This is a genomic window from Paenibacillus turicensis (genome assembly GCF_017873435.1).
Taxonomy (GTDB): domain Bacteria; phylum Bacillota; class Bacilli; order Paenibacillales; family Paenibacillaceae; genus Fontibacillus; species Fontibacillus turicensis.
This window is the reverse complement of record NZ_JAGGKG010000001.1, coordinates 465,856-480,298: the sequence shown is the minus strand read 5'-3', so window position 1 is coordinate 480,298 and position 14,443 is coordinate 465,856. Positions and strand designations below refer to the sequence as shown.

Sequence of the window (14,443 nt, the reverse complement as noted above, 5' to 3'; positions counted from 1 at the left end):
AAAGTAAGATTGAGGTGATCAAATGTTTCAAATTGGGCAATTCTCTAAACTGACGCAAGTGACGATCAGAATGCTTCGTTATTATGATGAAATGGGGCTATTGAAGCCAGCAACGATCAATCAACAGTCTGGATACCGATTGTATGCCGCAGCGCAAATCCCTACTTTAAATAAAATTGTTTATCTTAGAGACTGTGGCTTTAATGTATCAGAAATTGCTACAGCTTTAAGCTTAAATAATATCACTAAAGATGAATCGCTAGATCAGTCACTAGAGCAACCAGTGGATCAATCACTTATAGAGCATCTTGAAAGGAAAAGGCTAGAGGTAGAGCAAATAATTGAAGTGGAGCAGGAAAAACTGAGAAAAATAGAGATGGCCAAAAAAGAAATTTTTAATTCAAATGGCAACATGCATTATCAAGTTTCAATGAAGTCTATCCCTAGCTATTCAGTCCTTTCATTGCGTAAAACAATGCCAGATTACTATGCAGAGGGACAAATGTGGGAAGAGTTATCCAGCTTTGCAGCAAAAGAAAACCTTCAATTTTCTCAAAACACCGCTACTTTTTCTATTTATCACGATTTGGAGTATAAGGAACAGAATGTGGATATTGAATTATGTGTACCTGTCAAAAATTTCGGATTACACAAGGATAAAGGAGACTTTACATATCGAACTACAGAACCCATTCCTAATATGGCAAGTACGATGGTATACGGTGATTTTTCAAACGTAGCAGGGGCTTATATTAGTTTTGCACAGTGGTTGGAGCAAAATAGCCAATATCTAATGTTAGGCCCAACAAGGCAAATTGTACACTATGGACCATGGAATGAAAGCAACCCCGAAAACTACGTAACTGAAATTCAAATCCCGCTCTTGACCCTCACATGATGTGAGGGCTTATGTTGAAATTGGCAATCAACAAAAGGAGGAAAAAATATGAGTGAATTTGTAGTTCGACCTATAGGTACTGTTGGTAGTGATGGCAAAGGGACATGGCTAGAGGTGAAAAAGGAATATATTCCGGCTTTACAAGCTTTAGAAGGATTCAGCCATATTCAAGTATTGTGGTGGTTTAGTGATTTAGATGGTGAGCAATATCGATCTACATTACAAATGGATCAACCATATAAGGGTGCGCCTGAAACGATGGGAACCTTTGCAACAAGATCGCCCTTACGTCCCAATCCCATTGCGTTAACAACAGCGAAGATACTTCATATTGATAGTGACAACGGATTGATCCATATCACCTTTATCGATGCAAATGATAACACACCAATTCTTGATATTAAGCCATACACACCAAGCTTGGATCGTGTAGAGGCCCCACAGGTTCCCGCATGGTGTAGACATTGGCCTCAAAGCATGGAGAAGTCTGCTGATTTTGCATGGGAAGAAGAGTTTAATTTTTAAGCCATATAAGTTGTAGCATATTATTCAATATGTTAAGATAATAATAGAAATAAGGACGGTTGACAGGCCGTCCTCAGTACAAACAACTTGAGTGGGGAATCCTCCATAAGGTGTTAATTTAGGAAGAAGTGGCCCACAGGTTTGTCGACCTTGCAGTGGGTCACTTCTTTTTTCGTTCGATGTATGTTAAGAGCGCAATAATGAATGCTGCAAACATAATAACATCTGAAAAAGAGAAGTTCATACGGTACACCTCCTTTCTGGAGGAGCCGCACCCACTCAAGGTGTGTTGTACAAGTTAAATTATACCATAAGGGTCTGCTTAATAAGCAGGCTCTTTTTGTCATTCATTTGAAAAGAAAGTACTATATAATAAAGCAGAACAAAGCAGCAAGACACACATGGAGGTGGAATGATGAGTAAACCAGAAATGAATGTAGCTATCGTATGTGGACCAAATTGTGATTTGGAGGTACAAGCCATTCGCTCAACGTTGGAGTACTTAGGAGCAAGAGTGTTTGTGTATTGGGTAGGCAGACCTCTTGATTTTATTTCTGTATTGTCGGGAGACGATTTGTATCCAGATACAGATTTTATTTTACTCTGTTTCCATGGGGTGGATGGTCAATTTGTAATGCCAGAGTTAGCAGAGGAGATTTACGAAACAGATGAACCACGTGGAGACTTCGGTGTAGATCAGGTGGTTCGGTATGCAAACTTAGAAGGAAAAGTGGTATTGGCTAATGGATGCACATTAGGACTTCCAGAGACAGCAAAAGCGTTTTTACAAGCGGGTTGTAAAACATACATAGGTCCAGATGATTATCCAGATGGTAACATGGCTTTGATGTTTGCACTTCGATTGTTTTATGAGTTGATCCAAAATAAAAAGAGCGTACAACAAGCCTTTCATTTGACTCAAGCCATGGATGAAGAGATGAAGATGTACCGTTTATATGAATAACTGCCCCCAACCTTATAAGGTTGGGCTTTTTTTTGTATGTGCTTCAAAATTTTAATTTTAAAATTGACATAAATAAAATATTTAAAGTATGATGCATTATAGCGATAATGATTATCATTTTTAGTGAGAATAGGATGGGTCATATGTTGAAGTCAATGAGAAAAAAACTGCTGTTAAGCTTGTGTTTACTAGTTGGAATGACAGCGGTGTTAGCAGGCTGTACTACAGAGAAACAAGAAAATGCGCCTAGCGCTGGAATAGCATCAAACGAAAAGGTCGTTACGATGTCGTGGCCACGCGATATTGGACCGATGAACCCACATTTGTACAACCCTTCTCAAATGTTTGCGCAATCCATGCTTTTTGAGTCCCTTGTAGCCTATAAGGATGGAAAAATAGAACCTAATTTAGCGGAATCTTGGACAGTTTCGCCGGATGGAAAGGTATATACCTTTAAGCTTCGTCCAAACGTTCAATTTTCAGATGGAACCCCTTTTACAGCAAAAAATGTAAAGCGAAATTTTGATGCTTTTATGAACAATAAAAATATGCATACTTGGCTAGGCATGGTTAATAGGTTGGACAAGACGGAAGCTGTAGATGATACTACCTTTAAATTAACGTTAAAGGAAGCTTATTATCCAACTCTTTATGATCTTGCTGTTGTTCGTCCTGTTCGTTTCCTTGCGGATGCGGGTTTCCCTGACAACGGGGACACTTCTAAAGAAGTCAAAAAACCGATTGGTACTGGACCTTGGGTATTAAGTGAATATAAAAGAGATGAATATGCTGTATTCACGCCTAATGAGCATTACTGGGGAGATAAGCCTAAGGTTGAAAAAATTATAGTTAAAGTCATTCCTGATGGAGAAACCCGTGCACTTGCGTTTGAGAAAGGCGACTTGGATCTTATTTACGGTGAGGGTGTAATTAGCTTTGACGCTTATCAGCAGCTTCAGCAAACTGGCAATTACGTTACTAAACTATCAGAGCCTATTGGTGCAAGAGATTTAGTGTTAAATACGATGAATCCTAAGCTTTCAGACATTCGCGTTAGACAAGCGCTTCATCATGGCTTTAATAAGCAAGCGATGGTAGAAGGTGTTACGCTTGGAATGGAGGAGAAGGCAGATAACATTTTGCCACCTAATTTACCGTATGCTGATGTGGCTCCAATGTCAGTGAATTACAATGTAGAGCAGGCAAAAGCTTTGCTGGATCAAGCAGGCTGGACATTACCTGCAGGCAAAACAATACGTGAAAAAGAGGGACAGCCCTTACAGCTAGAGCTTATTTATGATAAAGCGGATCTAGTTCAGAAATCATTTGCGGAAACGTTACAAGCAGAATGGGCAAATATCGGTGTGAAGCTGGACATTACGGGTGTGGAATTAACTGTATACATTCAGCGAAGAAAAGCGAATGACTTTGATATGAATTTTTATTCTACCTTTGGAGCGCCGTATGATCCACATTCCTTTATGACGGCAGTCATTCAGAATGGGTATGGTGTATCAGACACATTAGTGGCTTTACCGATGAAGGCCGAGCTTGATAAAGAAGTCAAGGAAGGTATGTCTACAACAGATGAACAGCTCCGTACGAAGTTATTTGGTTCCGTGCTTACGACTTTACAGGAGCAGTCATCGATTATCCCGATTTCTTATATTAAGAAAATAGCACTTTATCAAAAACGTGTGGCACAATTTAATTTCCCGTCCAATCGTGACGAGCATCCTTTTTACGGGATTGATACTAAGTAGTCAAATAGGAGTTATGTCATGGGGCGTTATATTTTAAAAAGAATTAGTTCGATTATTCCGATTGTCTTGATCGCATCCTTTATCACCTTTTTGATGATTCATCTATCCCCTGTGGACCCAGCCGAAGCTTATTTAGCAGCAGCACATGTGTATCCCGATGATGAGGTGCTTGCACAAAAAAGACATGAGTTAGGATTAGACCAGCCAATACCTGTTCAATATGTACAGTTCTTATCCAAGATGGTACGTCTTGATTTTGGCTTGTCATATACATCGAATCAGCCGGTATGGCAGGAGGTTGCCTTAAGAATGCCGGCAACGATCCAGCTTGCCTTTAGTAGTATTATTCTGGCCATTTTGATAAGTATACCGCTTGGCTTTTTGTCGGCGGTATACAAAAATGGTGTGATCGACTATATCAGCAGGATGATTTCTTATATCGGCGCGTCCATTCCAAGCTTCTGGCTTGGATATTTGTTAGTTTTCTTGTTTGCCGTTAAATTAGATTGGTTTCCTGTCGAGGGAAGAGGAGGATGGGAGCATCTAGTGCTTCCCTCCATTACGTTAGCGATTTCCTTTGTTGCCGTCTATACTCGATTGTTACGTACAACAGTATTAGAACAATTACAAGAAGCCTATGTTAGATATGCACGAGCAAGAGGAATAAAAGAAAAGGTTATTATGCTGAAATATGTATTAAGGCTGGCGATTTTACCAGTCATTACAGGCTTAGGGATGAATATGGGGAAATTATTGACAGGAGCAGTCATTGTAGAGCAGGTATTTTCATGGCCTGGGTTTGGTCGCTTTTTTGTAGAAGCGATTATTGATCGTAATATTCCTGTTATTCAATGTTATGTATTTATGTCCGCGTGTCTAGTGATTGGATTTAACCTGATCACAGATCTTATTCACTTATACCTTGATCCTAGAATTGCGCGGAAAGGTAGGGCTGCACAGTGATTAGAAATTTATTTGATATTGCCAAGCGTTATAAAATCGCAACCGCCTGTGTTATCATTTTATTTTTGTTTGTGATAATAAGCATTTTTGCACCATGGCTTGCACCTAACGATCCTGTTTCCGTTGATTTAATTCATAGATTGCAGCGGCCTTCTTGGAAATACCCGCTCGGGACGGATCAGCTGGGACGTTGTACTTTATCGCGATTATTATATGGTGCACGTACCTCGTTAGGGTTTGCTTCCATGATCTTTGTATCCTCGCTTGGAATTGGTATAGTGGTGGGGATTATTGCGGGATACAAGGGAGGTTGGCTTGACGCGATATTAATGCGTTTTTGCGAAAGTGTGATGGCTTTTCCTAATCTAGTGCTTGTACTTGGGATTGTGGGCGTATTTGGTCAAGGAATGCTTCAGCTTGTCGTCGCCCTAATGATGGTGCAGTGGGTATATTATGCACGTATGATCCGGAATATGGTTGTTAGCTTAAAGGAACGCACCTTTATTGCTGCTGCTAAAATTAATGGCTCCTCCTCTTGGAGTATTATTAGAAGACACATTTTACCTAATATTTTGCCTTCCATTATTGTCATTGGTACGCTTGAAATGGGATGGGCAATTATGGATATCTCTGCATTGTCCTTTCTTGGGCTAGGCATTCAGCCTCCAACACCAGAATGGGGTGCGATGATCCTTGAAGGAAAATCATTTATCCGTAACCAACCGCAATTAATGATTTATCCTGGGCTCATGATTTTTATCGTAGTGATGTCATTTCATACGTTAGGTGAGACCTTATCAGAAAAATTAGGTGTAAAACGCGGATTATAGTGGTTAACAAAAAGGTCATAAAGGATGAGGGACATGGAACAAAAATCCCCTGTATTACAGGTGCAAAATTTGCAGGTCACTGTTCACACCACACAAGGAGAGCAGCCTTTAATAAAATCCCTTCATTTTAAGCTTGAGGCTGGACGTATTCTTGGGCTTGTTGGTGAAAGTGGCTGTGGGAAGACAGTGACGTCCTTAGCGATTCTGCAAATGCTGGATACAAAAGTGACAACGATCCAAGGTAGTATTTGCTTAAATGGGAAAGAGCTAAATGGGCTAAAACCGAAGGAAATGCGGCATATTCGTGGAAAAGAAATTGCACTAATTATGCAAAATCCAATGAATGCCTTTTCCCCTGTATCCACAATTGGTTCTCAATTTATAGAGACGATTCGTACGCATATGTCCGTAAAAAAGACTGTGGCTATGCAAATAGCAATCACCGCATTGGAAGAACTACATTTGCCACATCCACAGGAGCTGTTAAGACGATATCCGTTTGAGCTAAGTGGGGGAATGCTACAACGTGTGATGATTGCGTTAACGATGGTACTCAAGCCCTCTGTTATTATTGCAGATGAACCAACCACTGCACTTGATGTGAAAAATCAACGTCAGGTATTGCTTGAATTGGACCGTTGCCGACAGGAATATGGCGCAGCTATTTTGTTAATCTCTCATGATTTAGGTGTCATTGCTGAACTTGCGGATGAGGTGGCAGTGATGCAGCAGGGCATGATCGTGGAGCAAGGTGATGTTTACGAACTGTTTGACTCTCCAAAGCATCCTTATACTTCGTCTTTATTAGCGGCAAGACCTACCCTATCAATGAAATGACTATAGCAAGGATACTGAACACCAATAACGGCTAAGCATAACAGCTAATTAAAGGAGAAGAGGTGAGTGAATATGGCGATGCTTGAAGTTAAAAATATTACACATAGCTACACTTCCTCCACTTGGTTCAGAAAAAGCTTATCTAATAAAAATGTCATCCATAATGTATCCCTTCAAATTGAAGAAGGTACATGTATGGGACTTCTTGGGTCCAGTGGGGCAGGGAAAAGTACGCTTGGCAAAATTATTTTAGGGATGGAGAAGCCAAAGCAAGGTCAGGTGATTTTTCAAGGACAAGATGTGTATGCCTTAAATTCAAAGTCAAGCCGACAGTGGCGGCGTGATTTACAGGTCGTTTTTCAAGACTGTTATTCTGCTGTAAATCCTAAAATGACGGCAGGACAGATTATCGGTGAGCCTTTACATAACTACGAGACAATGACTACGCAAGAGCAAAAGCGGTATATCGGGGAGCTGTTGGAATGCGTGGGTCTACCCGCTACAGATAGTAGTAAGTATCCTTATCAATTCAGTGGAGGACAACTTCAGCGCATTAATATTGCTAGAGCAATTGCGTTAAAGCCAAAGCTAATTGTGTTAGACGAGGCGGTAAGCAGCTTAGATATGGTCACTCAAAGCCAAATTTTAAATCTACTACAGGATTTACGGATAACGTTTGGCTTGTCCTACTTATTTATCACGCATGATATTAAAGCTGCTTTTACGATCTCTGATAACTTAGCTGTAATGGAGAATGGGCAAATTGTAGAGCATTGTAAGGATAAGGAGCAATTTTTACAATCTACCCAACCTGCGGTAAAAAGCTTGCTAGATTGTATGGTTTTAGAGCATCCACGCGAGCGGTTAAAAAAGAATGTATTTACCTAAATTAGGGTTTTTCTATTCGTTAAGTAACGATGGAAAGCCCTTTTTTTATCTATTCATTTGATATTGCTTCCGATATTCAGAAGGCGTACATTTCATATATTGCAAAAAAGCTCGATTAAAATAGCTAATGTTATAAAAACCACATTGAGTAGCAATCTCTGTAATTTTAGACTCTGAATTAAGCAAGGCTTCACAGCTTTTACGTATACGCTGCTGGACGATATAAGTAAATGGAGACAACCCCGTTAGCTGCTTAAAGTAGCGACAAAAGGTGCTTTTATTTAGGTCAGCTTGGTTGGCAAGTAGCTCTAGCGATAGGTCGGAGTAAATATGATCATGGATATATTCCATTGATAATTTTAACTTGTGATGAAGCTTTATATAAGCGTTAGATAATTCGATATTGCGAATATGGTGATTAAAATACAAATTCCACAGCTGATAAAGTAAGCCATGTAGCTCAAGCTCCCATTTGTCAATATCTTCACGATTATAAAAGGAAATGATTTTTTTCAGAAAAAGTAATGCATCGTTTTGCCATGGTTGAGAACCTGTTAGGTGGCAAATATAGAGAGAGCCGTGGTGCGTCAATGGCTGGACAAAACGAGCATAGGACGCATGAGAGAAGGCTTCTGTAAATAATACAGGACTAAATAAAAAGGCGTAAAAAGAGATTTCCTTGTTATAGGTGTTCAGCGCATAATGAAGCAAGTTTTGAGGGATAAGTACGGCCTCGCCTGCTTGCAGTTGTATGTGTGTATCTTCGATTACTAATTCGAGTTCACCCTGCTCCACATACAGAAATTCTATTTCCTCATGCCAATGCTGATATAACCCTAACATTGTGTTAGCAGGTATATGTGTATAGTGGATGGAATAAGGCCGGTTAAAGGTAACATGGGTTACATTTTCTTTAAGCTCTGAATCGGTATAGCGAGTATCTAGCATGGAATGCCTTCCTCCAATCGCTGTTTAATCACAATGCTGATCTAATAAAGGGAAACTTTAATAACAAGATGCACTGAATATAGCATAGGAGATAGAAATGTCAATATAGTGTTAGTTTGTAAGCGTATAGTTCAAGCGTTTACCCCTTACTGCCAGCTATACTGAAAAAGTAATAATAACAGATATAGCAAATAGGAAATAAAGTATTGTGCATAGTGATTTTAGGCGAGAAAATTCATACAAGCTCAAGGAGGGAAATATGGGGAAAATTACGTTATATGAGGATAAATTAGTGTTTGAGCGTAAGGATGAATTAACGGTCATTGAGGCATATGGTGAAAACTGCTTACGTTGTCGTTCAACGAAAAATGCACGTCTGTCGGATGAGGCTTGGACATTGCTAGCACCACCTTCACAGGCACAATGTGTCGTTACTGGAAATGAGCAGGTAGCAACAATTACTAATGGCTTTATTTCAGCTACGATTGAGTCGGGCAACATCTGGCATGGAGGTATTATTTCTTATTTTAGAGAGGGCAAGCAAATTTTACGAACGAAATTTGAAGGTGATTATACAACAAGAAACATGCACCGTGAAGGTGATCATTATCAGGTTAAGGTGATCTTTGAGGCGAATGAAGGCGAGCATTTTTATGGGTTAGGTCAAGAGCAGGAGGATCAGTTTGATCGTAAAGGTAGCACCTGTAATTTGCTGCATTATAATACGAAGTCTGCGTTACCTGTTGTGTATTCTTCGCTTGGCTACGGATTTTTTTGGAACAATCCATCACCAGGACGTTGTGAATTAACAAACAATCATACGTTATGGTTATCTGAAAGCGCTTATCAGGCGGATTATTTGGTATATGCGGGAGAAACCCCTGCGGATGTCATGAAAATTTATTGTGATTTAACGGGTTATGCATCTGCATTCCCGGCATGGGCAGGCGGATTTTGGCAATGTAAGCTACGTTATGAGACACAAGAGGATTTATTAGAAGTGGCACGAGAGTATAAACGACGTAATATCCCGATTGATGCGATTGTCATCGACTATTTCCATTGGACGGAGCAAGGGGAATGGAGGTTTGATCCGACGTATTGGCCTGATCCTAAGGCGATGTGTGATGAACTGCTAGAAATGAACATTCGTCCGATTGTATCAATATGGCCAACGATTAATCCCAAAAGTGAAAACTATTTGGAAATGAGCGAAGCAAATATGCTTGTCCGCACCGAAAATGGACAATATGGCACGTTTGATTTTTATGGTCAGCAGACGTTTATTGATCCAATGAATCCAAAAACAGCGCAATTTGTATGGGATAAGGTGAAGCAAAATTATTATGATTATGGCATTAAGGATTTTTGGCTAGATGAAGCCGAACCAGAGGTACACCCTCAACAGTTTGGGCATCTGAAATTTTATTTAGGTAATGGTGCGCAGACCGCAATGCTTTATCCTTATTATTATTCGAAAATGTTTTATGAGGGCTTGCAGTCAGAAGGGGAAACTGAAATTATTTCCTTAACAAGAGCCGCTTATCCGGGAAGTCAGAAATATGGGGCAGCAGTTTGGAATGGCGACATTATGTCTACCTTTGAGGCATTAAGAATGAGTGTTAAAAGTGGGCTGTCGATGGCGATGAGTGGTATTCCTTGGTGGAACTCTGATATTGGTGGTTTTTTCTCAGGGGATATTGAAAGTAGCTATTTTAGAGAGCTGATCGTTCGTTGGTTCCAGTTTGGTTTGTTTAGTCCCATTATGCGACTGCATGGTGCTCGGACACGATCGGAAAATCATGTTCCGAAACACCCTGGCATTATTGAGCAAAGTGGTGGTGATAATGAAATTTGGGCCTTTGGTGATGATAACTATCCTATTTTAAAAAAGTTAATTGAGTTGCGCGAACGTATGAAACCGTATACAAAAAAATATATGGATATTGCAGAGCAGACTGGTAAACCGATCATGCGGCCAATGTTTTTTGACTTTTATGCAGATGAGGTTTGCTACACCTTAGAAGATCAATACATGTATGGTGAGGACATTTTGTTTGCACCCATCGTAAATCAAGGACAAACAGACCGTGATGTTTATTTACCTGAGGGACGTTGGGTGAATGTGTATGATCGTAATGTTTATGAAGGTCAGCAATATCTGAAATGTCATGCAGAGCTAGATCAGTTTATTGCTTTTGTTAAAGAAGGTAGTGAAGCGCTTCAAATCTTTGATGATTTGCTTTATTAATGTACTAGTTTGGTCTGAGATATTGGTATAATATTGAAAAGGAGACACTACCCTATGACAGTCAATTTACAGCATAATATATTCGTTTATACTAGGGAACCTCAAGATGACTATACAACTTCATTAGCGAATAGTATTCACTTCGCTATACGGCAAGGTGAAGAAGAGTTTCAGCCTTTAAATCGCAATTATGGTATTTTATTTGGCGAGGCGACAGTGAATGCACACAATGTGATTCAGGAAAAAGGACTTATTCAACCTTATCTGTTCCATTTGAAATCAGGTGGTTTTGGAATTATAGCTATACGCGTGGATTTGGAAGGGAATGAGGATGAGGAGAGTAAAGGGCAGATTGTTCTTTGGACTTCTGAAGATTTAATTCATTTTAATTCCGTCGGCTTAATCAAGCTACATGATCACTTATTTGTGAAGCAAGTGACGTGTGAATACAATGAAGCTGAGCAAAGCTATCAATTTTGTTGGTTGGGTAGTGATGATCAATATTATAGCAACACGATGACTAGTTTGGCACAACTAGATAGTATTGGCATAGCAAAACCCACATCGATACATCAAGAAGGTGCTCTAAAGCAATTATCTATTTCTTCTTTAGCGGATGCTCCGATTCACTCGGGGAATATGATTGCGGTTGATGATCGTATTTGGAATGCTGTTCAGGCGTATTGGATGCCCGTTCATCATATTGGAACGCAAGTGCCGATGAAGCTACAAATATCATCTAGCTCAGAACTCGATGAGATCAAAGCAACAGCGGTGTATTCAGATGGTTCCACTGCGCTAAAAAAAGTGAAATGGAGCTATGATCATGTTGATTTTTCTAAGTCAGGAACCTACACCATCACGGGTCAGGCTGTTCAACCAAGCTATTCGTTCCCGCTAGCTTCAGGATATGCCGATCCTGTCATTTTGCTCTGGAAGGATAAATATTATTTTATAGCTACGAATGATAACAAGGGTGATATAGGCATTTATGTAAGAGAAGCTGATACGATTGAGGACTTATTTGCAGCAGGCTATAATGAAAAATTAATTTTAGATCTAGATGAAGAAAAAGATTTTATACAAACGTTTTGGGCGCCTGAATTTCACTTTATTGGTGAAGAGTTATATATCTTATTTGCTGTAAGTGGAAAGCAATGGGGACCGCAATGCCATATGATGAAGCTCAAAAAGGAAGGGAATATTTTAAGTGCAAACGACTGGGAAACACCCATTCGCGTAAAAAAGGCAGAGGGTACCTTTCTTACAGAGTCAGGCATTACATTAGATATGACCTATTTTAAAGCGGATGGCTTAAGTTATGTAGTCTGGTCCTATCGTGAGCACATTGGGACACCACTGGATAGCGGATCTATGATTTATATTGCAACAGTGGATGAACAACAGCCTTATATTCTTACTAGTGATCCAGTCCTGATGACAAGGCCACTACTTAGTTGGGAAAATACACAAGGGACAATTAACAATGAAGGCCCTTACCCCCTTATTACGAACGATACAGTTTATATCACGTATTCAGGTGCGAATGCTTGCGGTTATACGTACGCATTGGGACTACTAAGCATTCCACGCGGAAGTAATTTACTTGATGCAAGGGCATGGAGAAAGGCAACAACACCAGTCCTCTCCTATTATTCTGCTGGTAGTGTATACGGACCGGGCCATAATTCCTTTTTTACAGATAAGGAAGGCAATACGATGATTATGTATCATGGGGAAACTGAAATTACGAAGCATGGAACACGTTGCTCTGCCATGCACAGAGTCCATTTTAATCAACATGGTGTACCACGATTTGATGTGGTAAGGGAAGCGGATCTCAAGGCAGAGTTAAGTCATGTGGAGCTTCAGGTTGAGGTAGTGAGTTAAAAGCTTTAAAAATTAAGGCTAGACAATAAGGAAGGTGGAGGCTATGGGACAGAGAGTTCTTCCGATCGTTGTTAAAACCAGATTTCTTTTAAGTTTTTTAGCATTTGTTGATGAAATCTAGTTTTAAATACGAACGTTCCACTTCTCCAGAATCTATCTGTCCCTTCGCTCACTGGGGTTGTTTGCCTAACATTTATTTAATTAATAAACCTTTTTAAATAATAGATATATTAAAGGAGATAAAAAAATGAAAAAGCAAGGTGTTAACCCGTATTTACCTTCTTGGGAGTATATTCCCGATGGGGAGCCGTATGTATTTAATGATAGAGTGTATGTGTATGGTTCTCATGATCGTGCGAATGGATACGCTTACTGCTTAAATGATTATGTAGGCTGGTCTGCATCAGTGGATGATTTATCTGATTGGTGTTATGAAGGTGTGTTACTTGAAGCAACAGATGTTGAGGATAATGCTGACCGCGATAGCTGTCTATATGCTCCTGATGTCGCGGTAGGTCCAGATGGTCGTTATTATTTGTATTATGTAGATAGTAAGCGCTCTATCGTGTCTGTGGCTGTCTGTGATACTCCAGCTGGTAGATATCAATTCTATGGTTATGTGCAATATGCAGATGGAACCTATCTTGGTAATCGAGAAGGGGACGAACCACAATTTGATCCGGGTGTGCTGAGAGAAGGCGATTGGACTTACTTGTATACTGGTTTTTGTGGAAAAGGGGATCGTTCACGTAGCGGCGCCATGGCGACAGTGCTTGGACCAGATATGCTAACCATTATTGAAGCGCCTGTCATTGTTGTGCCAAGTGAGCCGTATAGTGCGGGTTCTGGTTTTGAAGGCTTTGAGTTTTTTGAAGCGCCATCGATTCGTAAGCACGGGGATACGTATTATTTCGTGTATTCCTCCATCTCTATGCATGAGTTATGTTATGCGACAAGCAAACATCCAACAAAGGATTTTAAATATGGTGGCGTAATCATCAGTAACTGTGATATGCATATTAGCTCTTACAAGCCTGCTAATAAGCCCATGTTTTATGGCGGGAACAATCATGGTAGCATCGTTGAAATTAAAGGGCAATGGTACATTTTTTATCACCGTCATACCAATGGCACGAACTTTAGTCGCCAAGCTTGTCTGGAGAAAATACAAATTTTACCTGATGGCACAATACCGCAGGTGGAATTAACCTCATGTGGTCCCAATGATGGGCCTTTACAAGGGGTTGGTGAATATCCAACCTATATTGCTTGTAATTTATTTTGTGATGAGGAATCCGTATATACAGACTTTTCAGCTTCATGGATGAATAACCAATTCCCGAAAATTACACAAGATGGTAGAGATGGCGATGAGGAAATCGGATATATTGCGAATATGAAAAATTCGGCTACCGCTGGATTTAAATATTTTGATTGTAAAGGAATTAATAAAGTAAAAATCAAAGCTCGTGGCTATGCAACAGGGAATTTTGAGGTGAAAACGGCATGGGATGGTGACGTGCTTGGCTCAATTCCGATTGGCTTCTCTAATGTATGGAAGGAATATAGTGCAGACATTACGATTCCAGACGGAGTCCATGCGTTATACTTTACGTTTAAAGGCGATGGAAGCTGTCACTTTGCTTCGTTTACGTTAGAATAATTGCAGAACAGGAATTGGAAGAT

General features: G+C 39.9%; 12 protein-coding genes. 11 read left to right on the top strand and 1 reads right to left on the bottom strand.

Annotated features, from left to right (window positions below; translation table 11 throughout):
- Positions 1–22: 22 nt before the first annotated feature.
- The 8 genes from J2Z32_RS01940 to nikE all read left to right on the top strand — a co-directional run bounded on the left by J2Z32_RS01940 (position 23) and on the right by nikE (position 7,668).
- Positions 23–898 (top strand): MerR family transcriptional regulator, encoded by an 876-nt coding sequence (locus tag J2Z32_RS01940; RefSeq protein ID WP_210087437.1) that lies wholly within the window; start codon positions 23–25, stop codon positions 896–898.
- 48 nt (positions 899–946) lie between these two features.
- Entirely contained in the window at positions 947–1,423 is a 477-nt protein-coding gene (locus J2Z32_RS01935) for an SAM-dependent methyltransferase (RefSeq protein WP_210087436.1), read from the top strand.
- A 415-nt stretch (positions 1,424–1,838) separates the two neighbouring features.
- Positions 1,839–2,387: a delta-aminolevulinic acid dehydratase gene (locus J2Z32_RS01930; RefSeq protein WP_210087435.1), complete on the top strand. Its 549-nt coding sequence runs from the start codon at positions 1,839–1,841 to the stop codon at positions 2,385–2,387.
- Positions 2,388–2,530: 143 nt separating this feature from the next.
- On the top strand, positions 2,531–4,150 hold the full coding sequence (gene nikA, locus J2Z32_RS01925; RefSeq protein ID WP_210087434.1) for a nickel ABC transporter substrate-binding protein: 1,620 nt from the start codon (positions 2,531–2,533) through the stop codon (positions 4,148–4,150).
- Positions 4,151–4,168: 18 nt separating this feature from the next.
- Positions 4,169–5,113: a nickel ABC transporter permease subunit NikB gene (nikB, locus tag J2Z32_RS01920; RefSeq protein ID WP_210087433.1), complete on the top strand. Its 945-nt coding sequence runs from the start codon at positions 4,169–4,171 to the stop codon at positions 5,111–5,113.
- Positions 5,110–5,943 carry a nickel ABC transporter permease subunit NikC gene (gene nikC, locus J2Z32_RS01915; RefSeq protein ID WP_210087432.1) on the top strand — a complete coding sequence of 278 codons (834 nt, stop codon included), beginning with the start codon at positions 5,110–5,112 and terminating at the stop codon, positions 5,941–5,943. Before nikB ends, nikC begins: the two co-directional genes overlap by 4 nt.
- A gap of 33 nt (positions 5,944–5,976) precedes the next feature.
- Positions 5,977–6,780: an ABC transporter ATP-binding protein gene (locus J2Z32_RS01910; RefSeq protein ID WP_210087431.1), complete on the top strand. Its 804-nt coding sequence runs from the start codon at positions 5,977–5,979 to the stop codon at positions 6,778–6,780.
- Positions 6,781–6,852: 72 nt separating this feature from the next.
- Complete coding sequence (gene nikE / locus J2Z32_RS01905; RefSeq protein WP_210087560.1) at positions 6,853–7,668, top strand: nickel import ATP-binding protein NikE; 816 nt, start codon at positions 6,853–6,855, stop codon at positions 7,666–7,668.
- 45 nt (positions 7,669–7,713) lie between these two features.
- Here the strand turns inward: nikE and J2Z32_RS01900 are convergent, their stop codons facing one another.
- Entirely contained in the window at positions 7,714–8,616 is a 903-nt protein-coding gene (locus J2Z32_RS01900) for an AraC family transcriptional regulator (RefSeq protein ID WP_210087430.1), read from the bottom strand.
- 259 nt (positions 8,617–8,875) lie between these two features.
- On the opposite strand from J2Z32_RS01900, the gene J2Z32_RS01895 reads away from it, so the two are divergent.
- The 3 genes from J2Z32_RS01895 to J2Z32_RS01885 all read left to right on the top strand — a co-directional run bounded on the left by J2Z32_RS01895 (position 8,876) and on the right by J2Z32_RS01885 (position 14,420).
- A complete protein-coding gene (locus tag J2Z32_RS01895) occupies positions 8,876–10,867 on the top strand; it encodes a glycoside hydrolase family 31 protein (protein WP_210087429.1) in 1,992 nt (663 codons plus the stop codon).
- 54 nt (positions 10,868–10,921) lie between these two features.
- Positions 10,922–12,757 (top strand): family 43 glycosylhydrolase, encoded by a 1,836-nt coding sequence (locus tag J2Z32_RS01890; RefSeq protein WP_210087428.1) that lies wholly within the window; start codon positions 10,922–10,924, stop codon positions 12,755–12,757.
- A 247-nt stretch (positions 12,758–13,004) separates the two neighbouring features.
- Positions 13,005–14,420, top strand: a complete 1,416-nt coding sequence (locus tag J2Z32_RS01885; protein ID WP_210087427.1) for a family 43 glycosylhydrolase — start codon at positions 13,005–13,007, stop codon at positions 14,418–14,420.
- Positions 14,421–14,443: the final 23 nt, after the last annotated feature.